Annotated in this window: 25 protein-coding genes and 2 pseudogenes; 10 read left to right on the top strand and 17 right to left on the bottom strand. The window is 59.8% G+C overall.

The features are described 5' to 3' along the window. Positions 1-135: 135 nt before the first annotated feature. A complete protein-coding gene (locus LOY55_RS02800; protein WP_109785467.1) occupies positions 136-1,410 on the top strand; it encodes an Hsp70 family protein in 1,275 nt (424 codons plus the stop codon). A gap of 158 nt (positions 1,411-1,568) precedes the next feature. On the opposite strand, the gene LOY55_RS02795 is transcribed toward LOY55_RS02800, so the two are convergent. From LOY55_RS02795 to LOY55_RS02780, 4 genes and pseudogenes are all read right to left on the bottom strand, one after another. Next, entirely contained in the window at positions 1,569-2,579 is a 1,011-nt protein-coding gene (locus LOY55_RS02795; RefSeq protein ID WP_046033041.1) for an AI-2E family transporter, read from the bottom strand. A gap of 138 nt (positions 2,580-2,717) precedes the next feature. Next, positions 2,718-2,810: pseudogene (locus tag LOY55_RS30985) on the bottom strand (PsiF family protein); the annotation flags it as partial. A gap of 54 nt (positions 2,811-2,864) precedes the next feature. Then, positions 2,865-3,170: pseudogene (locus LOY55_RS30980) on the bottom strand (PsiF family protein); the annotation flags it as partial. Between the two features lie 72 nt (positions 3,171-3,242). Beyond that, positions 3,243-4,031, bottom strand: coding sequence for a helix-turn-helix transcriptional regulator (locus LOY55_RS02780; RefSeq protein ID WP_046033043.1), 789 nt, complete (start codon positions 4,029-4,031; stop codon positions 3,243-3,245). A gap of 96 nt (positions 4,032-4,127) precedes the next feature. On the opposite strand from LOY55_RS02780, the gene LOY55_RS02775 reads away from it, so the two are divergent. Next, on the top strand, positions 4,128-5,003 hold the full coding sequence (locus LOY55_RS02775; RefSeq protein ID WP_223525399.1) for a DMT family transporter: 876 nt from the start codon (positions 4,128-4,130) through the stop codon (positions 5,001-5,003). 42 nt (positions 5,004-5,045) lie between these two features. Here LOY55_RS02775 and LOY55_RS02770 read toward each other — a convergent pair whose 3' ends face one another. The 3 genes from LOY55_RS02770 to LOY55_RS02760 form a co-directional block, all read right to left on the bottom strand. After that, complete coding sequence (locus tag LOY55_RS02770) at positions 5,046-5,936, bottom strand: triacylglycerol lipase (RefSeq protein WP_223525400.1); 891 nt, start codon at positions 5,934-5,936, stop codon at positions 5,046-5,048. 108 nt (positions 5,937-6,044) lie between these two features. Beyond that, positions 6,045-6,350, bottom strand: coding sequence for a multidrug efflux SMR transporter (locus tag LOY55_RS02765; protein WP_223525401.1), 306 nt, complete (start codon positions 6,348-6,350; stop codon positions 6,045-6,047). Then, complete coding sequence (locus LOY55_RS02760) at positions 6,351-6,989, bottom strand: FMN-dependent NADH-azoreductase (protein ID WP_046033047.1); 639 nt, start codon at positions 6,987-6,989, stop codon at positions 6,351-6,353. Positions 6,990-7,110: 121 nt separating this feature from the next. Here LOY55_RS02760 and LOY55_RS02755 point away from each other — a divergent pair, with 121 nt between their 5' ends. Next, entirely contained in the window at positions 7,111-8,025 is a 915-nt protein-coding gene (locus LOY55_RS02755; protein WP_109785463.1) for a LysR substrate-binding domain-containing protein, read from the top strand. A gap of 131 nt (positions 8,026-8,156) precedes the next feature. Here the strand turns inward: LOY55_RS02755 and LOY55_RS02750 are convergent, their stop codons facing one another. Next, on the bottom strand, positions 8,157-10,232 hold the full coding sequence (locus LOY55_RS02750) for an AsmA family protein (protein ID WP_223525402.1): 2,076 nt from the start codon (positions 10,230-10,232) through the stop codon (positions 8,157-8,159). Between the two features lie 388 nt (positions 10,233-10,620). On the opposite strand from LOY55_RS02750, the gene LOY55_RS02745 reads away from it, so the two are divergent. The 7 genes from LOY55_RS02745 to LOY55_RS02715 all read left to right on the top strand — a co-directional run bounded on the left by LOY55_RS02745 (position 10,621) and on the right by LOY55_RS02715 (position 15,698). Then, positions 10,621-11,007: a hypothetical protein gene (locus tag LOY55_RS02745; RefSeq protein ID WP_109785461.1), complete on the top strand. Its 387-nt coding sequence runs from the start codon at positions 10,621-10,623 to the stop codon at positions 11,005-11,007. 157 nt (positions 11,008-11,164) lie between these two features. Then, positions 11,165-11,797, top strand: a complete 633-nt coding sequence (locus LOY55_RS02740) for a TetR family transcriptional regulator (RefSeq protein WP_109785460.1) — start codon at positions 11,165-11,167, stop codon at positions 11,795-11,797. A 193-nt stretch (positions 11,798-11,990) separates the two neighbouring features. Beyond that, positions 11,991-12,491: an urease accessory protein UreE gene (gene ureE, locus LOY55_RS02735; RefSeq protein ID WP_109785459.1), complete on the top strand. Its 501-nt coding sequence runs from the start codon at positions 11,991-11,993 to the stop codon at positions 12,489-12,491. Beyond that, complete coding sequence (locus LOY55_RS02730; protein WP_223525403.1) at positions 12,488-13,162, top strand: urease accessory protein UreF; 675 nt, start codon at positions 12,488-12,490, stop codon at positions 13,160-13,162. The genes ureE and LOY55_RS02730 overlap by 4 nt, the downstream gene beginning before the upstream one ends. Positions 13,163-13,185: 23 nt before the next feature. Continuing rightward, positions 13,186-13,800, top strand: a complete 615-nt coding sequence (gene ureG / locus LOY55_RS02725) for an urease accessory protein UreG (RefSeq protein WP_223525404.1) — start codon at positions 13,186-13,188, stop codon at positions 13,798-13,800. Between the two features lie 29 nt (positions 13,801-13,829). Then, a complete protein-coding gene (locus LOY55_RS02720) occupies positions 13,830-14,402 on the top strand; it encodes a HupE/UreJ family protein (RefSeq protein ID WP_223525405.1) in 573 nt (190 codons plus the stop codon). A gap of 168 nt (positions 14,403-14,570) precedes the next feature. Then, positions 14,571-15,698, top strand: a complete 1,128-nt coding sequence (locus tag LOY55_RS02715) for an AGE family epimerase/isomerase (protein ID WP_223525406.1) — start codon at positions 14,571-14,573, stop codon at positions 15,696-15,698. A 120-nt stretch (positions 15,699-15,818) separates the two neighbouring features. Here the strand turns inward: LOY55_RS02715 and LOY55_RS02710 are convergent, their stop codons facing one another. The 9 genes from LOY55_RS02710 to LOY55_RS02670 form a co-directional block, all read right to left on the bottom strand. Continuing rightward, a complete protein-coding gene (locus tag LOY55_RS02710; RefSeq protein ID WP_046028444.1) occupies positions 15,819-16,586 on the bottom strand; it encodes an SDR family oxidoreductase in 768 nt (255 codons plus the stop codon). A 308-nt stretch (positions 16,587-16,894) separates the two neighbouring features. Next, on the bottom strand, positions 16,895-17,131 hold the full coding sequence (locus LOY55_RS02705) for a hypothetical protein (RefSeq protein ID WP_223525407.1): 237 nt from the start codon (positions 17,129-17,131) through the stop codon (positions 16,895-16,897). A 204-nt stretch (positions 17,132-17,335) separates the two neighbouring features. After that, on the bottom strand, positions 17,336-18,052 hold the full coding sequence (locus LOY55_RS02700) for an ABC transporter ATP-binding protein (protein ID WP_109785454.1): 717 nt from the start codon (positions 18,050-18,052) through the stop codon (positions 17,336-17,338). Beyond that, entirely contained in the window at positions 18,049-18,921 is an 873-nt protein-coding gene (locus LOY55_RS02695; protein ID WP_046028440.1) for an ABC transporter ATP-binding protein, read from the bottom strand. Before LOY55_RS02695 ends, LOY55_RS02700 begins: the two co-directional genes overlap by 4 nt. After that, positions 18,918-20,201: a high-affinity branched-chain amino acid ABC transporter permease LivM gene (gene livM / locus LOY55_RS02690; RefSeq protein WP_046028439.1), complete on the bottom strand. Its 1,284-nt coding sequence runs from the start codon at positions 20,199-20,201 to the stop codon at positions 18,918-18,920. The genes LOY55_RS02695 and livM overlap by 4 nt, the downstream gene beginning before the upstream one ends. A 3-nt stretch (positions 20,202-20,204) precedes the next feature. Further along, the gene (locus tag LOY55_RS02685) at positions 20,205-21,119 is read right to left on the bottom strand and encodes an ABC transporter permease subunit (RefSeq protein WP_046028438.1); all 915 of its coding nucleotides are present in this window, start codon (positions 21,117-21,119) and stop codon (positions 20,205-20,207) included. A 239-nt stretch (positions 21,120-21,358) separates the two neighbouring features. Then, on the bottom strand, positions 21,359-22,492 hold the full coding sequence (locus LOY55_RS02680) for a branched-chain amino acid ABC transporter substrate-binding protein (protein WP_109785453.1): 1,134 nt from the start codon (positions 22,490-22,492) through the stop codon (positions 21,359-21,361). A gap of 364 nt (positions 22,493-22,856) precedes the next feature. Then, the gene (locus LOY55_RS02675) at positions 22,857-24,140 is read right to left on the bottom strand and encodes an FAD-binding oxidoreductase (RefSeq protein WP_223525408.1); all 1,284 of its coding nucleotides are present in this window, start codon (positions 24,138-24,140) and stop codon (positions 22,857-22,859) included. 160 nt (positions 24,141-24,300) lie between these two features. Next, positions 24,301-25,791, bottom strand: a complete 1,491-nt coding sequence (locus LOY55_RS02670) for an aldehyde dehydrogenase family protein (protein WP_223525409.1) — start codon at positions 25,789-25,791, stop codon at positions 24,301-24,303. Between the last annotated feature and the right edge of the window lie 33 nt (positions 25,792-25,824).

Here is a 25,824-nt window from a genome sequence, read left to right as displayed (position 1 = left end):
GATGCAGGGTAGTTTGGGGGTGATGGGGCGTCTTTCAAGACACAGGCGAGCGAGATTTAGCAGATAGTCGGCCTTCGAATATTCGCCTTCCTGACATACACTGCGCGGCCGTTTTTTAACCGGAACTTGAAAGACATGAAAAACGCATCTCCAGCCCGTGCCTGCGGTATCGACTTCGGCACGTCCAACTCCACCGTCGGCTGGCTGCGCCCCGGCATGGAAACGCTGATCGCGCTGGAGGACGACAAGATTACCCTGCCCTCGGTGGTCTTCTTCAATATGGAAGAACGCCGCCCGGTGTACGGCCGGCTGGCGCTGCACGAGTACCTGGAAGGCTACGAAGGCCGGCTGATGCGCTCGCTCAAGAGCCTGCTGGGTTCCAAGCTGATCAAGCACGACACCAGCGTCCTGGGCACGGCGATGCCGTTCAAGGACCTGCTCGGGCTGTTTATCGGGCAGTTGAAGAAGCGTGCTGAAACCACCGCCGGTCGGGAATTCGACGAAGTCGTGCTGGGCCGTCCGGTGTTTTTCGTCGATGACGATGAACTGGCCGACCAGGAAGCGGAAAACACCTTGGTCGACGTGGCTCGCGCCATTGGCTTCAAGGATGTCTCGTTCCAGTACGAACCGATTGCAGCGGCATTCGACTATGAGTCGACCATCGAAAAAGAAGAGCTGGTACTGATCGTCGACATCGGCGGTGGTACGTCTGACTTCTCGCTGGTGCGCCTGTCGCCTGAGCGCCGCAACCACGACAACCGTCACGACGACATCCTCGCCACCGGCGGCGTGCACATCGGCGGTACCGATTTCGACAAGCAGTTGAGCCTGCAAGGCCTGATGCCACTGTTCGGCTACGGCAGCCGCATGAAGAGTGGCGCCTATATGCCGACCAGTCACCACATGAACCTGGCGACCTGGCACACCATCAACTCGGTGTACTCGCAAAAGTCGACCCTGGCCTTGGGCAGCATGCGTTACGACATCGAAGACACCGGCGGCATCGATCGCCTGTTCAAGCTGATCGACCAGCGCGCCGGGCACTGGCTGGCCATGGAAGTGGAAGAAACCAAGATCCAGCTGACCCACGCCGACAGCCGTCACGTGCCGCTGGACCGTATCGAGCCGGGGCTGAGTGTGGAATTGAGCCGCGCGCTGTTTGAATCCGCCATCGAAGCACTGCTGGAGCGCGTGCGCACCAGCGTGAGCCAGATGCTCAACGACGCCGATGTGCGAGTCGATCAGGTGGATACGGTGTTCTTCACCGGCGGTTCGAGCGGGATTCCGGCGCTGCGTAACAGCGTTTCGGCGATGTTGCCCAATGCGCGGCATGTCGAAGGGAACATTTTCGGCAGCATTGGCAGCGGTTTGGCGATTGAAGCGTCCAAGCGTTACGGCATGATGGACTGATCCGAAAACCCTGTGGCGAGGGAGCAAGCTCCCGATGATCGTTCCCACGCTCTGCGTGGGAATGCCGCCATGGACGCTCTGCGTCCGCTGTTGAAGCTGTGACGCGGAGCGTCACGGGATGCATTCCCACGCAGAGCGTGGGAATGATCGGGTGGTAGTTAAACCATCCCGATCTGCTTCAACTCACTCTTCAAATACGCGTAGTAAATCGGCCCCGCCACTACCCCCGGCAGGCCGAACGCGGCTTCGAACACCAGCATCGCCAGCAGCAACTCCCACGACTTGGCACTGATCTGCCCGCCGACAATGCGCGCGTTGAGGAAGTATTCGAGCTTGTGGATAAAAATCAGATAACCCAGCGCTGCCAAGGCGACCCAGATCGACAGTGACAAACCGACAATCGTGATCAGGGTGTTCGACATCAGGTTGCCGATCACCGGCAACAGGCCGAGCAGAAAGGTCAGCACGATCAGGGTTTTGGTCAGCGGCAACTTGATCCCGAACATCGGCAGCACCACCGCCAGGAATATCCCGGTGAAGAAGGTGTTGAGCAGGGAAATCTTGATCTGTGCGAACACGATGTTGCGAAAGGCCTGGACCAGCAGGTGCAACCGGTCGAACAGTGCGGCGGCAAGCGGTTTGCGCTTGGTCAGGTCGGGGATGCGTTGCAAGGCGATGATCGCCCCCAGCACCATGCCGATCAGCAGCGTCACGAACATGTGCGCCGCGTCCTTGCCCACCAGTTGCAGATCACTCAGGTGTTTACTCACCCACTCGCCGATCGCCACACGAAACTCGGCGGCACTGGCGGGCAAATAGGCGTCGATGAACGGCGGCAATTGCCCTCGCGCCCGATCAACCACGCCCATGAACTTGTCGAGGGAAGCCCCGGGGTTTTCCGCTTCGTGCAGCAGAAAACTGAAAGCACCGGCAAAAATCAGAGTCAACACGCTGACCACCAAAGTGCCCAACAGTGCGACCGCCAACCAGCGCGCACGCCGTCCTTCGATCAGACGCTGCAATTGTGGCGTGAGCATGTTGACCAGCTCGAACACCAACAAACCGGCCAACAGGCTCGGCAGCAGTCGCAGAGGGAGCACCAACAGCAAACCACCAAAAATGATGATCCAACTGGTGAACAGCAAGTGGCGTTGAGAAAACGTTGGCATACAGCCTCAAAACGAACGACGTAAAAAGGATTGGCAGTCTGCCAGCGTTCCGATGTCAGCACTAGGGATTGTGTAGGTCGACCTTAGTGGGGGCACCGGCCATTTTTTTTGCTGAGCCCCTACCCGGTTCATTGCTTGTTATTTCTTCAGGCAATTGCTCATAAACACTTTACGCGCATCACCCTTCATAGCCTGAGTGGTGGCTGTTTCATTGCAGGTTTTCATCTTCTCTTGCTGGGAGGTCATCGGTTTGGCGGCTTCGGCGGCCGGGGCGGCCGGTTCAGCTTTCAGGCAATTGCTCATAAATGCTTTGCGTTCATCGCCCTTGAGGCTTTTGGTCGTAGCGTCAGCATTGCAACGGGTCATCTTCTCTTGCTGAGGGGTCTTGGGTTTGGTCACATCGACCGCATCGGTCGCCGGCTTAGCCGACAGGCAGGTGCTCATGAATGCATTGCGTTCATCGCCCTTGAGGCTTTTGGCCGTAGCGTCGGCATTGCAGGTGGTCATTTTGTCCTGCTGCGCAGTGGCAGCGAAGCCTTGGGAGCAGAGCAGCAAACCGATCATCAAAAAAGGGACACGCAACATTGTCATGGAGTTTTCTCCTTGTTGCCGTACCGATGGGCACGGCCATGTTTTGCAGTGTAGACAATGCCTGTTACACCTTCACCGACTCTCGAGGTGACTGCGCCGGTATTGCTCCGGCGTACACCCGGCCTGGCGTTGAAACATCGCGATAAAAGCCGAGCCGGTGCTGTACCCCATGTCGAAGGCGATGTCCTGAACGCTGCGGTGACTGTCCAGCGCTTCGATCGCGGCCAGAAACCGCAAGCGCTGCCGCCACTCCCCAAAGCTCATCCCCAGCTCGCGGACACACTGGCGCGCCAGCGTGCGCTCGCTGACATGGATTTGTTCCGCCCAGTGGGCCAGTGGCCGGTTATCCCCAGGCGCGGCTTGCAAGGCGTCCAGTATTCCAAGCAAGCCCGGGCTGCTGGCGTAGGGCAAGTAACACTCTTGCACCGGCGCCTGTTGCAGTTGATCCACCAGCACTTGGGCCAGGCGCTTGTCTGCCTCTTGTTCGGGGATCTTCACATCGCGCGCGGCGAAGTCCTTGAGGATGGCTTTAAGAATGTCGCTGATGGCCAGGGTGCAGGCCTGCGCAGGCAAATCCTGGCACAGCGACGGCGCGAGACAGACCGCACGATAGTTGATCGGCTGGTTGCTGTAGAAACTGTGCTCGGTGTGCGGCGGCACCCACACCGCGTATTGCGGCGGCGACATGAAACGGCTGCTGCCGATTTCCATGTGCAAGACACCGTTGGCCGAATACTCCAGCGTGCCCCACGGATGACGGTGGGCCGAGGCGTATTCATGGGTGTTGAAATCGGCGTAGCGAAAATAGACCGGGGCCGGCAGTTCGCTGAATGCCAGCAGGTCGATGTGTTTACTGCTCATGCTGTCCGGAATCCGCCGTGTGTTGTCTGGATCGAAGTATAGGCTTGCATCCAGACAGAGGATAATTGCGCTTCATTAACGTTCTGGTTTTTCCTGATGCAATACGCTTATCCCCTGCTGGCCATTTTCATTTGGGCTGGCAACACTGTGATCACCAAAATGTCAGCCGGGGCGATCTTCCCCGCCGAGATCGGTTTCTACCGCTGGCTGCTGGCCGCCATCCTGTTCACGCCATTCATGCTCAAACCGGTGATCTCACATTGGCCGCAGATCCGCCCGAACCTGGGCAAGATTTTCGTCCTCGGCGTGCTGGGCATGGCGGTCTATCAGAGCCTCGCCTACTTCGCCGCCTCCCTGACCTCGGCCACCAACATGGGCATCATTCTGTCGCTGATGCCATTGATGTCCTTGGCCATGGCGATAATCAGCCTCGGCCAGCGCCTGACCCTGGGGGCCCTGGCCGGTGCGGTGCTGTCGTTTGCCGGGGTGGCGGTGGTGGTCTCGTCCGGCAGCCTTGGCGCGCTGCTGGAGCATGGGATGAACCTGGGCGATGCGATGATGCTGATCGCCACGTTGGCCTACGCGATCTACAGCACCTTGTTGAAAAAATGGCAGTTGCGGCTGCCACCATTGGTGTTGCTGTATTTGCAGGTACTGGTCGCGGTGCTGGTGCTGTTTCCGATGTTCCTCGCCTCACCGAAGATCGGCCCGACGCTGCAGAACATTCCGCTGGTGTTGTATGCCTGCCTGCTGGCCTCGATGGTTGCACCGCTGGCGTGGATGCAAGCGGTGGTGCGCCTGGGGCCGAGCCGGACCACGCTGTTTTTCAATCTTTTGCCGTTGATTACCGCACTGATTGCGGCGGTGGTGCTGCATGAACAGTTGGCGCTGTATCACTTGGTGGGCGGGGTGTTGACGCTGGGCGGGGTGATTGTTTCGGAGCGTTGGACCACCGTTTTGGGCCGCGCATAGTCCTTTGTGGTGAGGGAGCAAGCTCCCTCGCCAGAGGGCGGCTTACACGCCGGCTGCTTTTAGCCGTGCCGCATGCTCGACAAACAACCGGATCGGCTCGGCGCCCTTGCCCACCCATCCCAGCGATTGATTGACGATGTCGAAGTGGTCCAGCGGATACTCATCGCCAATCACCGTGCCCAGGTGCGAACTGTACCGCCCGACCATCCCGTCGCAATACCCGGCCTCGTTCACAAACGTTTGGGCAAATAGCCGGCAACTGCGATTGGTCCCGTCAAACAGATTGCGCCCACGATCGGTCTTGCCCGGCTGTAACGTCCCGGACCACGAGTAATAACGCACGCCGTAGACCTCCTCCGGTCCATGCCCGCCCCAGGTTTCAGGCAGGCCTTGTGGATAACGCTGATTGAACAGCGCCACGCCTTCGCAGGTGAGTGAGTGATGGGACGCATGGATATCCACCGGCAGTTTCGGCCCGCGATAGCCGGTGTCGAGCAGGCACATCAAGGCATTGATCAACCGCAACAGACCGCTCAACAGGCGGCCCTTTACGCTGTCGTGCGGGTAGTGCTTGTGCAGGTAATCGGCCAGTTCCGAACCGTGATTCGGCCCGGCCACCGAGGTCACCGACGCCACCAGGTCCGGTCGTTTGGCAGCAGCGTAACGCGCGGTGAGCGAACCCTGGCTGTGGCCGATCAGGTTGACCTTCGCGGCCCCGGTCTCGTGCAGGATTTGTTCGATACGCGCCAGCAGTTGCTCGCCGCGCACCTCATTGGAATTGAGCGGCGAGACCTGCACCGCAAACACGGTCGCCCCACCCTGGCGCAGGGCCGAGACGATGCCGTACCAATACGGATAGAGCACAAGTCGGATAAACCCGAGCATTCCCGGGACCAACACCAGCGGGTAGCGTGTAGCGGAACCTTGCGACATGGGCGAACGTCCTTGTGGTCGAGGAGATGAAGCAAGGCGCGAGGCAAGACGTCAGCCAAGCATCGTCACCGAACATGACAACTCGACGACCAGTTTATGACATCCACCCTACTTCAACCCCACCACGCCCGCCACGATCAGCCCGACCGACACCACTTTGATCGCCGTCAGGCTTTCGCCCAGCAGCGCAAACCCGAGAAACACCGTGCCCAGTGAACCGATGGCGGTCCAGATCGGATACGCGATGCTCACTGGCAACTCGCGCATGGCCAGGGTCAGGAAGTAAATCCCGCCCACCGCCGCCACCACTGTGATCAGCGACGGCCAGAGCCGGGTGAAACCTTCGGCGTACTTCATGCCCATCGCGAAGGTGACTTCGAACCCGGCGGCGATCAGCAGAAACAGCCAGGCCATCTAAAACTCCCTGGCCAGCGCCAGCAAACGCTGCTCGGCCTCGGCGGCAGAGACCTGGAACGTACGCGCCTCGGACTCTTCGCCCTCGGCGGCGACCACGGTGATGTCGGTAATACCGATGAATCCCAGCGCCGTGCGCAACAACGGATCGGCATGGTTCATGGCTTCCAGCTCACCGCCCGGGCCGAACCCGAAGCCGCCGCGACTGGTGACGATCAAGGCTTTTTTGCCTTGAACCAGCGGTTCGTATTGGGCCACGCCATTGTCCAGCGTGTGATTGAACGTCAACCCGAGCCGCACAATTTGATCGATCCAGGCCTTGAGGCCACTGGGTACGCTGAAGTTGTGCATCGGCGTGGAAATCACCAGCAGGTCGTGCCCGAGCAATTCGCCGACCAGTTCATCGCTGAACGCGAGGTCGGCCTGCATCGACAGCGGTCGTGCCTGGGGTTCGGGGTAAAACGCGGCGGCCACAAAGGCTTCATTGACCGGCGGAATCAGCGCCCGCCCGACTTCACGTCGGGTCAACCGGGCCTGCGGATGGTGCGCCTGCCAAGCTGCAAGAAACACTTCGGCCAAACGCCGGGAGTGCGAACGATCGCCACGGGGGCTGGCGTGAACGGCAAGAATTGTACTCATCTGAATCTCCTTGGGATTACACTCAAACGGCTTGTGGCTTGCAGCTTGATGCTCCCAGCCAACCGCTTCAAATGAGCAGAAATCAGTCTGGATGAATCCATTTCATCTATGGAGTTTCTCAATGTTTGCTTCGCTGCCGTTGACCGCCCTGCGCGCCTTCGAATCCGCCTCCCGCTTGCTGAGCTTCAAGGCGGCCGCACAAGAACTCTCGGTGACGCCGACGGCGGTGTCCCATCAAATTCGCTCGCTGGAAACCTGGCTCGGCGTGCCGCTGTTTGAACGCCTGCCACGGCAGGTGCGCTTGACCGACGGCGGTGAGCGGTTGTTCCACAGCCTGCACGGTGCTTTTCTGGACGTGGCGCAAAGCGTCGACACCTTGCGCCCGCAACACAGCGGCACACACCTGACCCTCTCCACCACCGCCGCCTTCGCCGCGTTGTGGCTGGTGCCGCGCCTCGGACGCTTTTACGCGCGCCACCCCGGCATCAGCCTGCGCCTGGACACCCATTGCGAAGTCATCGATTTGCATCAGGACGCCAGTGTCGATCTGGTCCTGCGCTACAGCCTCGACGACTACCCCAACCTGTATGGCTTGTGCCTGTTTGATGAGTCCTTCGGCGTGTATGGCTCACCCGAGCAAGTGGCGCTGGCGGCCCAGCGGACACCCGCGCTGATCAGCGTGCGTTGGCACAATTCCAAGTTGTATGCCCATGGCTGGGAGGCCTGGTGCGCCAAGTCCGGCGAAACCTGGCTGAAGGAACAACCTGCGGTGCGTGAATACGACGAAGAGCATTACGCCCTGCAAGCGGCGATTGCCGGGCAAGGGCTGGTGCTCGCGAGCAATATTCTGGTGTCAGAAAGCGTGGCCAGCGGTTTGCTGGTGCCCTACAAGGGCGACATTCAAGTCGACGGGGCCGGGTATAGCGCACTGTGTGTGCCGGGTCGCGAGCGTCATCCGCCGGTACGGGCATTTTTTGCATGGTTGCGTGAGGAAGCGTTGTTGTCCGGGCATGCGGGCATACTGAAGGACCTGTAGCGCCTGACATACCGCCATCGCGGGCAAGCCCGGCTCCCACAGGTTGCGCGGTGAAATCGACTGCTGTGATCGACTCAAATCCCTGTGGGAGCATGGCTTGCCCGCGATGACGTCTTTACAGACGCCGCAATTCACTTGGTGGGTTTGACGGTCACCGGCGCTTTCCCCGCCTTCATCTGTTCCAGCAACGGCGCACACTGGTTTGGCGCGTCACCACTGGGTGCCACCAACGCCAGCAACCCCGCCGCCGGAGCGGCGATCACGCCCAGGGCGACCATTCCCGCCCCGCGCAGCATCAGCGGCACCGCTTTCACCCCGGCATCCGGCTTGATGAACGGGCCCCGCACATACAGTGGCGAGCGCAACGAAATCAGGCGCCAGCCCTTCGACTCCGGCGTGATGGTCAGGTCCAGTTGTTCCGTGGCCATGTTCGCGGTGCCATCGATATAGATGATTGCGTTCTCGGTATCGAAGACGAACAGCCGCGTGGTCGCCAACCCGGTCTTGATATCGAAGTCGGCCGCCGCGCAATTGATCTTCACTTCCTTGTCGCCAAAGATTTTGCCGACCACATAGTTACCGACGTTCAGCCCGGCCAATTCCATCAACTCGCGGCTGATCGCCCCGTCATTGATGAGCATTTTCAGATTGCCGTTGGCACTGCCCAACAGCTTGGCCACCGAGTTGCCGCGCCCCGAAATGTCGGCATCGCCATTGAGCTCGCCGAAACTGGTTTTCATCGGCTCGAACGTCGGGAACAGTTGCTTGAGTTTGAACTTGCGGGCCGTGAGTTTCGCTTGGCCTTCCAACGGTTCGGTCCGGCCATTCAAGCGAATCTGCGCCTCCAGGTTGCCCCCGGCCACGCCAAAACGCAGGGGCTCAAGTCGCAGCTCCCCGTCGGTCAGGACCAGGTGCGTATACAGGTCGTTGAACGGCAGTTTTTCGCTGTGGACGATGCGCTTGCCGGTGAATTCGACATCGGCGTCCATGTCACGCCAGCGCTCGGTCTTGAACTCTTCGACCGGCAGCACTTTGTCCGGCGGCTGTTTACTGTCGCCACCGCGCTCCTTTTGTTTGGCGTTGGAGTCGGCGCCAATCAACGGTGCAAGGTCGGCAAACAGCAATTGATTGGAGAGCAATGAACCGCTGAGTTTCGGCCGAGGCTGGCTGGCGACATAAGCCAGGCTGCCATGGATGTCGCTCTCACCGATCTTGCCGTTGAATTCTTCATAGCGGAACACTGCGCCGCTGGGCTCATGCAGCCTGGCGATCAAGTGCCCGTCGGTGGCGTAAGGCGATGTATCCGGCAGCGTCACGCCGGTCAGCGGATACAAATTGCCCAGGCTGGTGCCAGCCAATTTCAGTCGCAGATCCAGCGCGCCGAGGTTCAGGGGATCGGTCAACGTGCCGGCCAACTCGACGCTGGTATCGGCAATTTTCACCTGGGCCTGCAGGGGAAACGGCTTGGCCGCATCCTGCAGGGCCAGCAACCCACCGATCTTGCCGGAGCCTTCGAGTTTCTGCGCGTGGTACTGGCCTTTGACCTTGAGCGCGAAGGCGTAGTCCTGTGGCGCGGCCCCCTTTTCCTGTGCGGTTTTCGCCGCTTTGTCACCGACGATGTCACTGAACGGAACGGGTTTGCCCAGCGGGTCGATCAGCACATCCAGTTGAGTCTTCAAGCTCTGATCGTCGAGGGTGACATGGCCTTTGTCGAAGCCGATCGCGCCGATGTCCACCCCCCAGTTCGAAGGTTCGGCGTTCGGGTCCTTGGGGTCGAATTTGAACGTCCAGTTGGCGCGACCATCGGCCAGGCGCTGCAGGTTGGCGTTCGGCTCGGTCAGGTCGATTCGCGGGATCACCACCCGCTGCGCCAGCAAGGCGAGCGGTGAAATACGTAGCTCTACGCGTTTGAGGGTGACCATCTGCGGCTGCTTCAACCAGTCCGGGTTGCCCAGGCTCAAGTCTTCGGCGACCACATGCGGCCACGGCACCCAGGCCCGCCAGCCAGCCTCGTCGAGCTCGCGCTGCCAGACCACCGCGAGGTTGCCATTGATGGCGAATGCTCGGTGCAGTTCTTCGGTGACTTTGTTGTTTATCGCGGGTTTGATCCGGTTCCAATCGAAGAACACGATGACCAGTACGAGTATCGCCAGCAGAACAACCAGGCTGGCAAAGATCCAGGCAACAATTTTAGGGGGGCGCGTCATTGCACAGGGCTCCTTGAAACGACTGAGCGTCCTGACCGCGACGCACGTGTGAAACGTTAGGCCAGAACCGGCCTGCCATGAAATCTAGGACTGGGAAAAGGTGCGCAGGTTTAACCGAAAAGCCAATTAACGTTCAAATAATCGGGCGCGATCAACCTGCGCGCTCTAAACGGCGTTACCCCACCCGCACTTTTGTGCGGCGCGAGTGAGTCGGAAATACCCACCTCGGTGCAAAAACACTCGCCGAAAACGCCCGGTTTAGAGGCTCTCAGCAGAACAATCAATTCTGTTGATTATTACCATTGCGGTTATGAACTTTCATATCGATTTATCGAGAGTAGCATTGCCCTCGTACCCACTTTATCGCCCCCCCAAGGAGCAACCCATCATGAAACGCCAATTACTGCTTAGCCTGACCCTCTCGATGCTAGCCAGCACCGCTTTCGCTTTGCCAGCCGCGGATCAGGCCACTCCGCAAGTCAAAGACAACCAATCGGTGTTCAGCCAAACCGTTGCCGCCGATGGTTCCAGCCGCACCCCACAAGGCCAGACACTTGCCGAAGGCGGTAACGATCGCCTGAAAGAAAAAGGCTTGATCACCCAAGATGGTTCGGACCGTACTCCACAAGGCCAAACCCTGGCTGAAGGTGGCTCCGACCGTACCCCACAAGGCCAGACCCTGGCTGAAGGCGGTTCCGACCGCACCCCACAAGGCCAAACCCTGGCTGAAGGCGGTGGTGACCGTGTGATCGAACGCAACAGCGCTGTGAGCTAAGCCCATGGCGGCCCTGAAAAAAAGCCCAATCCCCGGATTGGGCTTTTGACTTATAGTGAAGCCATGTTTCCCCGCTTGATCCCCCGATAGTCGTTCGACGCCAGCGAAGCCGATTTGCTAGAGTGCGCCGCTGTCTTGTCCAGAAAACACCCTTGCGATGCTGCCCCGCGCCGAACAGAAACAACAGACCCGCAACGCCCTGATGGACGCTGCACGCCACCTGATGGAATGCGGCCGAGGATTCGGCAGTCTCAGCCTGCGCGAAGTAGCGAGAACCGCCGGCATCGTGCCCACCGGTTTCTACCGGCATTTCGCCGATATGGACGAACTGGGGCTGGTGCTGGTGAGCGAAGTCGGTCAGACCTTCCGTGAAACCATTCGCCTGGTGCGCCATAACGAATTCGTCATGGGCGGCATTATTGATGCGTCGGTACGGATCTTTCTCGACGTGGTCAGCGCCAATCGCTCGCAATTCCTGTTTCTGGCCCGCGAGCAGTACGGCGGATCACTGCCGGTACGCCAGGCCATCGCACGTTTGCGCGAAGACATCAGCTCGGACCTGGCAGCCGACCTGTCCTTGATGCCCAAGCTGCAACACCTCGACATTGGCGGCCTGAGCGTCATGGCTGATCTGATCGTCAAAAGTGTGTTTGCGACCTTGCCCGAGATCATTGATCCGCCGGCCGAGGCGCTGCCTGAACATTTGACACCTCAAGCGAAAATCACTCAGCAACTGCGCTTTATCTTTATCGGTTTGAAGCATTGGCAAGGACTCGGCAGCACCGAATGACCGCCTGAATTGATCGCCTCAATGGCGATCTTTTTTTGTGCGCCGCAAATTGGTGCACCACACCCCTCCTCGCACCAACTTCAACCAACTTTGCACACCACCCCCTGCACTCCGACAGGTATTTCCTACGTATTGCCCGATTGGCAAGCCCCTTGCTCTAGCCTCAGCAATGTCCATTGCTGGAAGCCTTCCGATGCTGGTGATTCATCGCAGAATCGACCCTCAACCCGTCTGGGCCGCCGAATTGCACCTGACCTTCGAAGCCCGGAGCAAAAGCCGTTTGCGCTGTTTCAGTGCCGAAGGTGAAGACGTCGGGTTGTTTTTGGAGCGCGGACAGCCGCCCCTGTATGACGGCGAATGCCTGCAAGCCGAAGACGGGCGCATCGTGCGTGTCTGCGCCCGCCCCGAACAATTGCTGCACGTTACCTGCGCCAATGCCTTCGAGCTGACTCGCGCCGCCTATCACCTCGGCAATCGCCATGTCGCCCTGCAGGTCGGTGATGGCTGGCTGCGCCTGCTCGACGATTACGTGCTCAAAGCCATGCTCGAACAGCTGGATGCCAAGGTCGAAAGCCTCGAAGCACCTTTCCAGCCGGAACACGGCGCCTATGGCGGAGGCCACCACCACTCCCGGCACGGTGACGAAGATTTCAACTATCCGCCGAAACTGCACCAGTTCGGCGTCCGCTTATGAACCCGGCCTGGGCGCTGCTGCGCCTGGCCAGCCCGCAGCTGCCGATTGGCGGCTACAGCTATTCCCAGGGTCTGGAAATGGCGGTGGAAAACGGTCGCGTAAGCAATGCGGACGGCGCACGACGCTGGATCAGTGATCAATTGCTGCTCAACCTGGCACGGTTCGAGGCGCCGCTGCTGCTTGCCCATTGCACGGCGGCGGCCGAAGAGAACTGGCCCGAATTGCTCCGACGCTGTGAACAACACCGTGCCAGTCGGGAAACCCGCGAGCTGCATCAAGAGAGCCGACAGATGGGCTATTCCTTGCAGCAACTGCTCAACGGTTTACCGGAGCTGGACGCGCCGGCTCGCGCCTTCCTCGACCAACGCCCCGAACCGCATCTGGCCCTCGGTTGGGCGCTGGCGGCACGGGCCTGGGGAATCTGTCCCCAGGATGCGCTGGCCGCGTGGCTCTGGAGCTGGCTGGAAAACCAATTGGCCGTACTGATGAAAACCCTGCCGCTGGGCCAGCAAGCCGCCCAAAGCCTGACCAGTGAATTGCTGCCGCTGCTGCAACAAGCCCAGCAGGACGCCACCCGAATCAACCCCGAACACTATGGCAGCGCCGCTTTTGGCCTGTCCCTGGCGTGCATGGCCCATGAGCGCCAGTACAGCCGTCTGTTCCGTTCCTAGGGCCTTTTAGCTTGGAGAATCACATGAACACACAACCTCTACGTGTCGGTATCGGCGGCCCGGTCGGTTCCGGCAAAACCGCCCTGACCCTGGCCCTGTGCCTGACCCTGCGCGAGCGCTACAACCTGGCGGTCGTCACCAACGACATCTACACCCGCGAAGACGCCGATTTTCTGGTGCGCAACGAAGCCCTGGCACCCGAGCGAATCATCGGCGTGGAAACCGGCGGCTGCCCGCACACGGCGATCCGCGAAGACGCCTCGATCAACCTCGAAGCCGTGGATCAACTCAACCGCCGCTTTCCGGGGCTGGACCTGATTCTGGTGGAGTCCGGTGGCGACAACCTGTCGGCAACGTTCAGCCCGGAATTGTCCGACCTGACCATCTACGTGATCGACGTGTCGGCCGGCGACAAACTCCCGCGCAAGGGCGGGCCGGGGATCTGCAAATCCGATCTGCTGGTAATCAACAAGGTCGACCTCGCGCCGCTGGTGGGTGCCTCGCTGGAGATGATGGACAGCGACACAAAACGCATGCGCAACGGCAAACCGTTTGTGTTCAGCAACCAGAAAACCGGACTGGGCCTTGAAGAGATCATCGCCTTTATCGAACGCCAGGGCCTGCTGACAGCCGCCTGATCACGACTTATCAACAAGGAAGCTTATCCATGACACTGAAACGCATTCTGGGCGCCATGGCCCTGCTGTTGACCCCGGCCATCGCCTTCGCCCATCCGGGTCATGGTGACAACGGCTTGATCGACGGCATCAGCCACCCGATTGGCGGCCTCGACCACTTGCTGGCAATGGTTGCGGTCGGCTTGTGGGCCGCTCAGCAAAAAGGTGCGGCGCGCTGGGCGCTGCCCGGCACCTTCGTCGGTACTATGCTGATCGGCGGCCTGCTGGGCTTTGAAGGGCTGAACCTGCCGGCGCTGGAAGGCGCGATTGCCGCGTCGGTGCTGGCGCTGGGGCTGGCGGTGGCGTTGGCCGTTCGTCCGCCATTGAGCGTAGCGGTGGGGGCGACGGCGCTGTTTGCGCTATTCCACGGTGTGGCGCATGGGTTGGAGTTGCCGGACATGTCGAGCCCTTGGGCCTATGCGGCAGGTTTTGTGGCGGCAACGGCGGCGTTGCATGCGACCGGGTATGCGGTCGTTCGCTTGCTGCCGCAAGCGGCTGCGCCATTGGTTCGATTGGCGGGCGCGGCTTCGGCGGCGACTGGCGTGTGGTTGTTGGCGGGCTGATTTTTTTATCGCCGGTGAAGGCCTCATCGCGAGCAAGCTCGGCTCCTACAGTGGAATGCGTGCTCTTGTAGGAGCCGAGCTTGCTCGCGATGGCGGCCTGACAGACACCGCATCTCTCAGGCCTGCTAACATGTCGCGCAATCGACCCTGCCGTGACGACGCCAGCCAATGCCACCTGTTTCCCGCTCCGCCTCCCTGCCTGAATTGACCGCCCTGTTCGCCTCGGTGCAACAGCACTTCCAGGACGTGATCGTGCCGCTCTGGCAAGGCCCCGGCTGGAATGCCGACATGGCGTTGCCCTATGAAGCACTGGACGCCGAGCATCAACCGCTGCCGCCTCAACGTTATCGGGCCATGGCATGCGCACGGCAGTTGTATCTGTTTTCCAGCCAGATCGGCCAGGTGCCAGGCGCGCAGGAGCGCTGCGCCAAGCTGTTCCGCTCCTTGCAACAGCACTTCCACGACGCCGAACACGGTGGCTGGTTCTACAGCATCGACCCGCACGGCACGCCGCTGGATCAGCGCAAAGACCTTTATACCCACGCGTTCATTCTGTTCGCCTGCGCCCATTACTGGGACAGGTCGCGCGAACCGCTGGTGGAATCCGCGCTCAACGCGGCACTGGAAGTGATCGGTCAGCGCTTCGCCACAGGCGACGGTCTGTACGACGCCAGCCTCGATCGCGACTGGTCTTCGCTCGACTCCGGGCCGCTGCAAAACCCTCTGATGCACCTGGCCGAAGCCTTCCTCGCGACCCTGTCGGTGCGCGAAGACATCGCGGTGCAACGTGCACTCGTCGCGTTATGCACAGCCATGCACAAGCGCTTCATTGACCCGCAACACAGCGTGTTGATGGAGAAACCGCTGGGAGCTGTGGATAACTGGTTCGAACCCGGGCATCAGTTCGAGTGGTATTTTTTGCTCGAATCTTCGTCGCTGCTGCGCGGTTCGCCACTTCATGCATCGCTGGACCGTGCGTTCGCATTCACCGAACAACAAGGCGTCGATGCGCAGACCGGTGCAGCACAGGCGATGCTTGATCTGGAGGGCAACGCCAAAGATGCCACCCAACGCATCTGGGCTCAGGCGGAATACTTGAGGGCGCTGACGTTGCGCCCGAACGCCGAAGCGGCGGTGCAACGCCAGCTACAAGCGCTGCAACAGCGCTTTCTGCATGCGGGCGGCTGGTATGAGTGTCGGGATGAGCTGGGCGAAGTCAGCCGCAAAGACATGCCGTCGACCACGCCTTATCACTTGGCAACCTGCTATCGAGGGTTGGCCGACTATCTGCGCTGACTGACCGATAGCTATCGCGGGCAAGCCCGGCTCCCACAGGGCTTGTAGCGTTCGCCAATTGGCGATCCAACACGTTACCTGTAGGAGCCGGGCTTGCCCGCGATTGGCCGTTACGCGGTCTTAAACCTTCGCGTTCCGCTCAATCGCAAACCCGCTCCAGGTCTGGCTCACTGGCATCAGTTCCAGGCTGTTGATGTTGATGTGCGCCGGCGCGTTGAGCACCCAGAAAATGGTCTCGGCGATGTCTTGCGGCTGGATCGGCTCGGCACCGGCGTACGTCGCGTTGTAACGCTCCTGGTCACCGGCAAAACGCACCAGCGAGAACTCACTCTCACACAGACCCGGCTCGATGTTGCTGACGCGCACGCCGGTGCCTTGCAGGTCGCAGCGCAGGTTCAGGGAGAACTGTTTGACGAACGCCTTGCTCGCGCCATACACGTGGCTGCCCGGGTACGGATAATTGCCGGCGATGGAGCCGAGGTTAACGATGCCGGCACCACGACCATGAGCAATCAGGCGCGGTAACAGCAAACGAGTGCTGTACATCAGGCCCTTGATGTTGGTGTCGACCATGGTGTCCCAATCGTCGAGATCGCACTTGGGCGCCGGGTCCACACCGAGCGCCAGGCCAGCATTGTTGATCAGCCCGCGCAGCTTGGCGAAGGATGGTGGCAGGTTGGCAATCGCGTCCTCCATGGCTTTGCGGTCACGCACGTCGAGCACCAGGCCGTGCACCTCGGTCTGCTTCGACAATTCGGCGCACAGGGCATTGAGGCGCTCTTCACGACGGCCTGTCAGTACCAGCTTCCAGCCTGCCTCGGCAAAACGGCGGGCACAGGCTTCACCAAAACCGGACGTCGCGCCGGTAATAAACAGGGTGTTGGACATCGTGTTCTCCTTGCTTCGGCTGACGGGCAGCCCTTGGAATAGAAAATCAGCTGGCAGCATGCCCGGCCTTGCACACAGCGGCAACCACCGCAAATCTGCTCAAAAAACGCTCAACCCTGGCAACACCATGTCCGCCGCGGCTTGTAGCCATGTGCGCGCATGTTATCCACAGGCCGGTCCACAGTTTCCGGGGGCAAGTGGAAAGGTTGAAAGCCGCTGTGTACAAGGCTTTGCGGGGAGTTTTGAAAGTTTTTTGCTTGACCCTCGGATGCTCGCAGTGTAGCCCCATGCATTTTGCACGATTTCTCCTACAGACCAGCAGTGGCGCCAAGCCAGTAACTACGGCCCTCAGCCGAGTCTTTCCAGAGTTTAATCACAGACTTATCCACAGGCTCGCCCTGTCCGTTTTGTGCTAGTTCTATCGCCAATAAAAAGGTTGACAACTGCGGTTCAGAGTCGCGCAAAAACGCCTGATCAAAAAACAACCACCACGCCACAAGCCACGGCTTTAAAGGCGTCCAGTCAGCTACTCCCACGTTATTCACAGCCAGCTCCACAGCAAACGGGGACAAGTCAAAACCGTGACAAAACAACTATTTGCAGCGGCTTTATGTCGCGCTTTGCGAGCTTGTGAAGATTGTTTTCCACAATTTCAACTCACCCCACCGCCCATCGAGCTTGGTGCCGAATCAAGGATGTAAAAAAGCCCCGGCGATTGCGCGCCGGGGCTTGTGCATAACCACGCAGACTCAGTGACCGCCGAGGTAGGCGTTACGCACATCCTCGTTAACCAGCAGCTCCTTGCCGGTGCCGGTCATGCGAATCTCACCGTTGACCATCACGTACGCCCGGTCTGACAACCGAAGCGCATGGTTGGCGTTCTGCTCGACCAGGAAGATCGTCATGCCGGTTTTGGCCAGTTCCCGAAGGGTGGCGAAGATCTGTTTCACCACAATCGGCGCCAACCCCAGGCTTGGCTCGTCGAGCAACAGCAGTTTCGGCCGACTCATCAATGCGCGCGCGATGGCGAGCATTTGCTGCTCGCCGCCAGACATGGTCATCGCCCGCTGAGTGCGCCGTTCTTCGAGTCGCGGAAACAACTCGAACATGCGTTGCATGTCTTCCTTGGCGTACTTGTCACCGATCGGGATGGTGCCCATCAGCAGGTTTTCCTCGACGGTCATGTCGGGGAATACCCGCCGGCCTTCCGGCGATTGAGCGATGCCGTTCGACGCAATGTAGTGGGACGACTTGTGGGTAATGTCCACGCCCTGGTAGATGATCTGCCCGTCAGCCGCCCGCGGCTGGCCGAAGATCGACATCAGCAGCGTCGACTTGCCGGCACCGTTGGAGCCGATCAGGCTGACCGTTTCACCTTCATTGATGTGCAGCGAGACTTTTTTCAGGGCCTGGATCGGCCCGTAAAACACGTCCAGTTCCTTGAGTTCGAGGATGGGTTGCGTCATGCCACTTCCTCTTCGTCGGCGCCCAGATAGGCCGCAATCACTTTCGGATCATTACGGATCGCGTCGGGACCGCCCTCGGCGATCACGACACCGTGGTCCAGCACCACGATGTGGTCGGAAATACTCATCACCATGCCCATGTCGTGTTCAATCAGCACCACGGTCAGATCGTGCTCGTCACGCAGCAGCCGGATCATCGCGCTCAGCGCTTCGGTTTCCTGAGGGTTGAGGCCGGCGGCCGGTTCGTCGAGGCAGATAATTTGCGGACGGGTGCACATGGCCCGGGCAATTTCCAGGCGACGTTGCTGACCGTACGACAGTTCACCGGCCAGACGGTTGGCGCAATCCACCAGATCCACCACTTCCAGCCAGTAGAAGGCGTGGTCCAGCGCATCGCTTTCAGCCTTGCGGTAGCCCTTGGTATTGAGGATGCCGGCCAGCATGCTGCGGTTGACCCACATGTGCTGGGCCACCAGCAGGTTTTCCAGCACCGACATTTCCTTGAACAGGCGAATGTTCTGGAAGGTCCGCGCCAGACCGGCACGGTTCACCAAGTGGGTGCCGCCGAACGCCTTGTAGAACAGCCGACTGGCAAACGATCTAGGTGAGACGAAATCCGTCGGTTTGAATGATTCGCCGAGCAATTTGATGACGTTGGTCTGTTGCCCACGCACGTTGAGTTCGATCTTGCCGCCGGAGGCCTTGTAGAAACCGGTCAGGCAGTTGAACACGGTGGTTTTGCCGGCGCCGTTGGGGCCGATCAGGGCGAAGATCGAGTTGCGGTGCACCTTCAGGCTGACATCGTTCAGCGCCTTGATGCCGCCAAAGTGCATCATCAGCTTCTCGACCGAGAGTACGACTTCGCTCATGGCGCTACTCCTTTACGCGGGGTCACACCGGTACGGCTGATCCGGATCAGGCCGCGCGGTCGCCAGATCATCATCAACACCATCAGGATGCCGAACAGCAGCACGCGATACTCCGCGAAACCACGCAGCAGTTCCGGGGCGACGGTCAGCACGAAGGCTGCAATCACCACGCCGATGGTCGAACCCATACCGCCCAGTACCACAATGGCGAGGATCAGGGCCGATTCGAAGAAGGTGAATGAAGTCGGGTTGACGAAACCCTGGTAGGTGGCGAAGAACACACCGGCCAGACCGGCCGTCGATGCACCGATGGTGAAGGCCGAGAGCTTCACCAGCACGTGGTTCAGGCCCATGGAGCGGCAGGCGATTTCGTCTTCACGCAGGGCTTCCCAGGCGCGGCCGACCGGCATGCGGGTCAAGCGGTGCTTGATGTACAACACGGCCAGCACGACCATGAACAACACCGCATAGATGAAGTAGTACTTCACGTCGGGGTTGTAGGCGATGCCGAAGAACTCGTGGAACGGTACCCCGCCGTCTTTCGCCCGTTTGCCGAACTCCAGACCGAAGAACGTCGGCAGCGGTGCCGGCATGCCGTTCGGGCCACCGGTCAGCGACAGCCAGTTGTTGAGGATCAAGCGGATGATTTCACCGAAGCCCAACGTCACGATTGCCAGGTAGTCACCGTGCAGACGCAACACCGGGAAGCCCAGGATGCAACCGGCAAGGCCTGCCGTAATTGCCGCCAGTGGCAGCACCGTCCAGAAGCCCAGGCCGAGGTACTGGTAACCGAGCGCCAAACCGTAGGCACCGATGGCGTAGAACGCCACGTAACCCAGGTCGAGCAGGCCGGCCAGGCCGACCACGATGTTCAGCCCCAGACCGAGCAACACGTAGATCAACCCGAGGATGACCACGCCCAGCAGGTAGGAGTTGGAGAAAAACGGAAACACCACGGCAATGACGACCATCAGCGGGATGATCCAGCGCAACCGTGATTTGTAATCGGGTGGCAGTACATGAACCCCGGAGCCCGTGGTTTCAAACCCTTCGAGAATTCTCAAACCCTTGGGTGTTTGCAGGAACAGGCTCAAAGCAAAGCGGCCAGCCATGACGATGGCGACAATCCACGCCACTCGTGTTGGTTGCAGGTTGAAGCCATAGCCGTCGAGGACAATGCCAACAATCGGACCAAACACGATGAGCGCTACAAGGCCGGCAAGAATCGCGTCAACCAGGCTTCTTTTGATATCAATGGTTTTTTTAGTGGTTGAAGACATCGCTTACACCTTCGACACAAGAGGACGGCCGAGCAGGCCTTGAGGCCGAAAGACCAGAACGAGAACAAGCAGCGAGAAGCTGAAAACGTCTTTGTAGTCGGAGTTGACCAGACCGGAAAACAGCGACTCGGAGATCCCCAGAATGATCCCGCCAAGCATCGCACCCGGCAGCGAGCCGATCCCGCCCAGTACCGCTGCGGTGAACGCTTTGATGCCGATGACGAAACCTGCGTAGAAGTCGAACGTGCCGTAGTTCATGGTGATCAGCACGCCGGCCAGGGCCGCCATCGCTGCACCGATGATGAACACGTAGGAAATGACGCGGTCGGTGTTGATCCCCAGGATTGAGGCCATCTTGCGGTCTTGCTGGGTCGCGCGGCACATACGGCCGAGCTTGGTGTACTTGATGATGTAGGTCAGCAGGCCCATCCCGACAAACGCGGCGACCAGAATGAAGATCTTGGTGTAGGTGAGCTGGACGAAACCAGTCCCGACATCAACTCGCCATGCACCGGTCAGCAGTGTCGGAACGCCTTGTTGGCGGGCGCCCTGAGCGATCTGTGCATAGTTTTGCAGAATCAGGGAAATACCGATGGCGCTGATCAGCGGTGCCAGTCGGGTGGAGTTACGCAGCGGTTTGTAAGCGACTCGCTCGATGACCCAGCCATACACCGCTGTAACGACGATGGTGAAGATCAGTGTGCCGAGCATCAGCAGAGGGAAGGATTCGATACCGAAGTAAGCCAGCAGAGCCAGACTGATTGCCGCGAGGTAAGCGGAAATCATGTAAACCTCGCCGTGGGCGAAGTTGATCATGCCGATGATGCCATAGACCATTGTGTAGCCGATGGCGATCAGGCCATAGACCGACCCGAGGGTCAGGCCGTTGACCAGTTGCTGCAGGAAAATACCATCCATAACGCAATCTCACGCAATGAGAACCTGTACACCTGTGGGTGTGCGGCTCTTCTAAGGAAAATACAGATTTACGTCGGAGCAATGTCAGCCACGATCAGCCGACACCACCGCTCCCTGTAGGAGCGAGCCTGCTCGCGATGACGGTTTAACATTCAACAAATGTGTTGCCTGTCAGTCCGTCATCGCGAGCGGGCTCGCGCCTACAGGGAAACTGTGGGGTCAGCCGATTGGGTCAGCCCTTACTTCTGTTTTTCCAGCTGATGGTATTTGCCGTCCTTGTCCCACTGGTAAACCACGTAGTCGGAGACTTTCAGGTCGCCTTTGGCGTCCCAGGTCTTCTCGCCCATCACGGTTTTGACCGGGTTCTTTTTCAGCCAAGCAGCGGCGTCTTCGCCCTTGTTGGACTTGGCGCCATTGAAGCCAGCGGCCAGGGCCTGGACCGTTGCGTAAGCGTAGAGGGTGTAGCCTTCAGGCTCGGTGCCGGCCTTGCGGAATGCATCTACCACGGTCTTGCTGTCTGGCAGCAGGCGTGGGTCGGCGCCGAAGGTCATCAGCACGCCATCGACATACTGCGCGCCACCAGCGGTGGTCACCAGTTCGTCGGTCACGATGCCGTCATCGGACATGAATTTCACGTCTTTCAGGCCTTCGGTACGCAGTTGTTTAACCAATGGACCGGCTTCAGGGTGCAGACCGCCGAAGTAGACGACGTCGGCGCCAGCAGCGCGAATTTTGGTGACCAGGGCGCTGAAGTCTTTTTCGCCGCGGGTCAGGCCTTCGTAGATGACCGGAGTCACGCCACGCTTGACCAACTGAGCCTTGGTGGCATCAGCCAGACCTTGGCCGTAGGTGTCTTTGTCGTGGATGACAGCAACTTTCTTGCCCTTGAGCACGTCGACGATGTAGTCGCCGGCCACGATGCCTTGCTGATCGTCACGCCCGCACATACGGAACATGGCGCTCAGGCCGCGCTCGGTAACGGCCGGGTTGGTGGAACCTGGAGTCATTACGATGATGCCCGCTTCGTCGTAAATCTCGGAGGCCGGGATAGTCGACGAGGAGCAGAAGTGACCGACCACGCCAGCGACCTTCTGGTTGGTCAGGTCCTTGGCGACCGTCACAGCCTGTTTCGGTTCGCAGGCGTCATCGCCCTTGACCAGCACGATTTTTTCCCCGTTAACGCCGCCCGCCGCGTTGACCGCGTCGGCTGCAGCCTGTGCACCCTTCATGTACTGCTCGCCAAATGCCGCGTTGGCGCCTGTCATCGGGCCCGCCACACCGATTTTCACATCAGCTTGAGCAAACGCAGAAACACCCAACGCAGCTGCCACTGCGAGGGCCAGAAAGCCTTTCTTGTAAAACGTCTGGGACATGAGGTGGTGCTCCAAGGTTTTTTTTTAGTTGGCACTGCGACTTCACTGAATGCTCAGAGCAAGGGCCGTGCCATCGGTTTTTTATTCTGAAAAAAGTCGCTGCATTATTGTTTTTACGACTGTTTTGTTCCCATTTTCATTGGGCGTGCAACCGTCTAAACCGCGGAAGGTGAAACCATTTATTTTTAAAGGCGCAACCCGCATGCGCCATCATTGCAACCGCGGCGTCAAACGACGTGCAACCAGCCTGTAACAACGTGCGTCACCGAAGTGCACACTGCTGGTGCGGGACTGCTACAACCCGCACCATTACAGGCTAGACGCAAAGCCGAAAAGCGCCGCTTTCAGCAACAAATTTCAACAATCAGATAACGATCCGCAAGCACTGGCCTGCGTGATACAGCGAGAACCCCGCCTCGTATAGACAACTGCGCAATCCGACCCCGGCCAATGGCTGCATGGGCGCGAAGGGAATCGGCAAAGCGTGAGGATTTCCGTTACACAAGTAATCGGCAAAGGCTTTGCCGACGACCGTACCTGTCGTCACGCCCCGACCGTTGTAACCGGTGACTGCCACTAAACCGGGCGCCGGCTCGAACAGGCGCATCAAATGATCCGGCGTGAAGGCGATGCAACCGGTCCAGGTGCATTCCCACTCCACCGGTTTAAGGTAGGGAAAATAGTGTTGCTGAACACGATCGGCCCAGGCTTTCAGGAACCAGGCGGGTTTCTGGTTGCCATTGCCGAGGCTGCCGAGCAACAGGCGCCCGTCTTTGTCACGACGAATGCTGCTGAGTACCTGGCGGGTGTCCCAGGAGCCCTGGCCGCCGGGCAGAATCTGTTGCGCGGCGTCTTCGGTCAGCGGGACCGAGGCCACTTGATAGTAGTAACCGGGAAAGAAATTGCGCCGCAGTTCGGTCCAGTCGCCTTCGGTGTAGGCGTTGGAGGCGATTACGACTTTCTCGGCCATAACCGAACCCTGGGCGGTTTGCACCGACCAACGCTGGCCCTGACGTTCTAACCGGGTGACCGGAGAATGGTCGAACAATTGGCCACCGAGGCCGATGGCCGCCTTGGCCAGTCCGGTGGTGTAGGCCATCGGGTTGAGGGTGCCAGCACGGCGATCAAGCAGTGCGGCAGCGATTTTTTTAGTGCCCGTCGCCTGCTCGCAGGCTTGGCCCGTCAATAGTTCGACGGGCGCCCCGCGACGTTTCCATTGTTCTTCACGACTGCGCAAATCCGCTTCGCCACGGGCGTTGTGCGCCATGTGCAGCGTGCCTTCGCGGCGTAACTGGCAATCGATGTTGTATTTGTCCACAAGGCTGAACACCAGGGCAGGTGCCGCGCCAAGCATGCGATTGAGCTGACTGCCCACCGCTTCGCCGAACCCGGCTTCGATGTCGTCCGGTGGAATCCACATGCCAGCGTTGACCAGGCCGACATTGCGCCCCGAGCCACCGTGGCCAACGCGATGCGCTTCCAGCACACAAACCGATTTACCTTGTTCCAGCAGATGCACCGCCGCCGACAGACCGGTGAAACCGGCACCGATGACGCAGACATCGACTGTTACTTCACCCTTGAGCGCCGCGTTGTCGGGCCTTTGCGGCGTCAGTTTTTCCCACAGACACTCTTCGCGTAACGGCATTGCCAGACTCCAACAGAAACCTAACCAACCCGATCGTTCCCACGCTCGGCGTGGGAATGCAGCCCGGGACGCTCCGCGTCCCAAGAGCGGACGCAGAGTGTCCATTGAGGCATTCCCACGCAGAGCGTGGGAACGATCAACATGAGCTCAAAAGCTGCGCTTAGTCGAACGTGATGCCCTGCGCCAACGGCAACTCCAGCGAGTAGTTCACAGTGTTGGTCTGACGGCGCATGTAGCCGCGCCATGCGTCGGAGCCCGACTCACGACCACCGCCAGTTTCTTTTTCGCCACCAAACGCGCCACCGATTTCTGCGCCGCTCGGGCCGATGTTGACGTTGGCAATCCCGCAATCGCTGCCCACCGCCGACATGAATTGCTCGGCTTCACGCACGTCGGTGGTGAAGATGCAGGACGACAGGCCCTGTGGCACGGCATTGTTCAAGCGCAAGGCTTCGTTGAAATCGTTGTAACCGATCACGTACAGAATCGGTGCAAAGGTTTCATGGCACACGACGTCACTTTGCTCCGGCATTTCAACAATGGCCGGTGCAACGTAGTAGGCATTCGGGAATTTGTCTTCCAGTTGGCGCTTGCCGCCAAACACACGGCCGCCTTCGCTCAAGGCCTGCTCCAGCGCGTCCTGCATGCTGTCGAAGCTGTGTTTATCGATCAACGGGCCGATCAGATTGCCTTCCAGTGGATGGCCGATGCGCACTTTGGAGTACGCCGCCTTGAGGCGAGTGACGATCTCTTCCTTCACCGATTCGTGCGCGATCAAACGACGCAGGGTGGTGCAACGCTGACCGGCGGTACCGACGGCGCTGAACAGGATGGCGCGAACGGCCATGTCCAGGTCGGCGCTTGGGCCGAGGATCATCGCGTTGTTGCCGCCCAGTTCCAGAATGCTGCGAGCAAAACGCGCGGCAATTTTCGGCGCCACTTCGCGGCCCATGCGGGTGCTGCCGGTGGCGCTGATCAGCGCGACACGCGGGTCATCAACCAGCGCTTCGCCGGCATCACGACCGCCAATGATCACTTGGCTCAAGTGGGGTGGCGCGTCGCTGAAATTTTTCAGTACGCGATCGAACAGCGCCTGGCAGGCCAGCGCGGTCAGCGGGGTTTTTTCCGAAGGTTTCCAGATCACCGGGTTGCCGCAGACCAGCGCCAGCGTGGTGTTCCAGGCCCAGACCGCGACCGGGAAGTTGAACGCACTGATCACGCCGACGACGCCCAGCGGGTGCCAGGTTTCGCGCATGTGGTGGCCAGGACGCTCGGACGCAATAGTCAAACCGTACAACTGACGGGACAGACCGACCGCGAAATCGCAGATGTCGATCATTTCCTGAACTTCACCCAGGCCTTCCTGAGTAATCTTGCCAGCTTCCCAGGAGACCAACTCACCGAGGTCAGCCTTATATTCACGCAGAATGTCGCCCAGTTGGCGCACCAGTTCGCCACGGCGCGGCGCCGGGACCTTGCGCCACAATTCGAACGCATGATCGGCACGACTGATGTGCTGCTCGACTTCAGCGGCGCCTTCCCAGTTCACGGCGGCAATCCGGCTGCCATCAATCGGCGAATGCACCGGCACTTTGCCGTTCTGGTACAGGGCCGGGTTCACACCAAGACGATCAAGCAATGCGGCAACCATGGGTCACTCCTCAAGCGAAAAACACAAAGGGTG

Origin of the sequence: Pseudomonas sp. B21-040 (genome assembly GCF_024748695.1) — a bacterium.
In the GTDB taxonomy this organism is placed as follows: domain Bacteria; phylum Pseudomonadota; class Gammaproteobacteria; order Pseudomonadales; family Pseudomonadaceae; genus Aquipseudomonas.
The sequence above is the reverse complement of the archived record's forward strand: the minus strand, read 5'-3'. Positions and strand labels throughout refer to the sequence as shown.

Excerpts from the sequence above, each read along its gene's own strand:
- LOY55_RS02765 (WP_223525401.1), bottom strand. The coding sequence starts at position 6,350 with ATGGCCTGGCTGTTTCTGCTGATCGCCGCCGGGTTCGAAGTCACCTTC.
- LOY55_RS02715 (WP_223525406.1), top strand. The coding sequence starts at position 14,571 with ATGCCACCTGTTTCCCGCTCCGCCTCCCTGCCTGAATTGACCGCCCTG.
- LOY55_RS02710 (WP_046028444.1), bottom strand. The coding sequence starts at position 16,586 with ATGTCCAACACCCTGTTTATTACCGGCGCGACGTCCGGTTTTGGTGAA.
- LOY55_RS02700 (WP_109785454.1), bottom strand. The coding sequence starts at position 18,052 with ATGACGCAACCCATCCTCGAACTCAAGGAACTGGACGTGTTTTACGGG.
- LOY55_RS02760 (WP_046033047.1), bottom strand. The coding sequence starts at position 6,989 with ATGAGTACAATTCTTGCCGTTCACGCCAGCCCCCGTGGCGATCGTTCG.
- LOY55_RS02750 (WP_223525402.1), bottom strand. The coding sequence starts at position 10,232 with ATGACGCGCCCCCCTAAAATTGTTGCCTGGATCTTTGCCAGCCTGGTT.
- LOY55_RS02745 (WP_109785461.1), top strand. The coding sequence starts at position 10,621 with ATGAAACGCCAATTACTGCTTAGCCTGACCCTCTCGATGCTAGCCAGC.
- LOY55_RS02780 (WP_046033043.1), bottom strand. The coding sequence starts at position 4,031 with ATGAGCAGTAAACACATCGACCTGCTGGCATTCAGCGAACTGCCGGCC.
- LOY55_RS02720 (WP_223525405.1), top strand. The coding sequence starts at position 13,830 with ATGACACTGAAACGCATTCTGGGCGCCATGGCCCTGCTGTTGACCCCG.
- LOY55_RS02770 (WP_223525400.1), bottom strand. The coding sequence starts at position 5,936 with ATGTCGCAAGGTTCCGCTACACGCTACCCGCTGGTGTTGGTCCCGGGA.
- LOY55_RS02695 (WP_046028440.1), bottom strand. The coding sequence starts at position 18,921 with ATGAGCGAAGTCGTACTCTCGGTCGAGAAGCTGATGATGCACTTTGGC.
- LOY55_RS02755 (WP_109785463.1), top strand. The coding sequence starts at position 7,111 with ATGTTTGCTTCGCTGCCGTTGACCGCCCTGCGCGCCTTCGAATCCGCC.
- LOY55_RS02740 (WP_109785460.1), top strand. The coding sequence starts at position 11,165 with ATGCTGCCCCGCGCCGAACAGAAACAACAGACCCGCAACGCCCTGATG.
- ureE (WP_109785459.1), top strand. The coding sequence starts at position 11,991 with ATGCTGGTGATTCATCGCAGAATCGACCCTCAACCCGTCTGGGCCGCC.
- LOY55_RS02795 (WP_046033041.1), bottom strand. The coding sequence starts at position 2,579 with ATGCCAACGTTTTCTCAACGCCACTTGCTGTTCACCAGTTGGATCATC.
- LOY55_RS02670 (WP_223525409.1), bottom strand. The coding sequence starts at position 25,791 with ATGGTTGCCGCATTGCTTGATCGTCTTGGTGTGAACCCGGCCCTGTAC.
- LOY55_RS02680 (WP_109785453.1), bottom strand. The coding sequence starts at position 22,492 with ATGTCCCAGACGTTTTACAAGAAAGGCTTTCTGGCCCTCGCAGTGGCA.
- LOY55_RS02685 (WP_046028438.1), bottom strand. The coding sequence starts at position 21,119 with ATGGATGGTATTTTCCTGCAGCAACTGGTCAACGGCCTGACCCTCGGG.
- LOY55_RS02775 (WP_223525399.1), top strand. The coding sequence starts at position 4,128 with ATGCAATACGCTTATCCCCTGCTGGCCATTTTCATTTGGGCTGGCAAC.
- LOY55_RS02675 (WP_223525408.1), bottom strand. The coding sequence starts at position 24,140 with ATGCCGTTACGCGAAGAGTGTCTGTGGGAAAAACTGACGCCGCAAAGG.
- ureG (WP_223525404.1), top strand. The coding sequence starts at position 13,186 with ATGAACACACAACCTCTACGTGTCGGTATCGGCGGCCCGGTCGGTTCC.
- LOY55_RS02730 (WP_223525403.1), top strand. The coding sequence starts at position 12,488 with ATGAACCCGGCCTGGGCGCTGCTGCGCCTGGCCAGCCCGCAGCTGCCG.
- livM (WP_046028439.1), bottom strand. The coding sequence starts at position 20,201 with ATGTCTTCAACCACTAAAAAAACCATTGATATCAAAAGAAGCCTGGTT.
- LOY55_RS02800 (WP_109785467.1), top strand. The coding sequence starts at position 136 with ATGAAAAACGCATCTCCAGCCCGTGCCTGCGGTATCGACTTCGGCACG.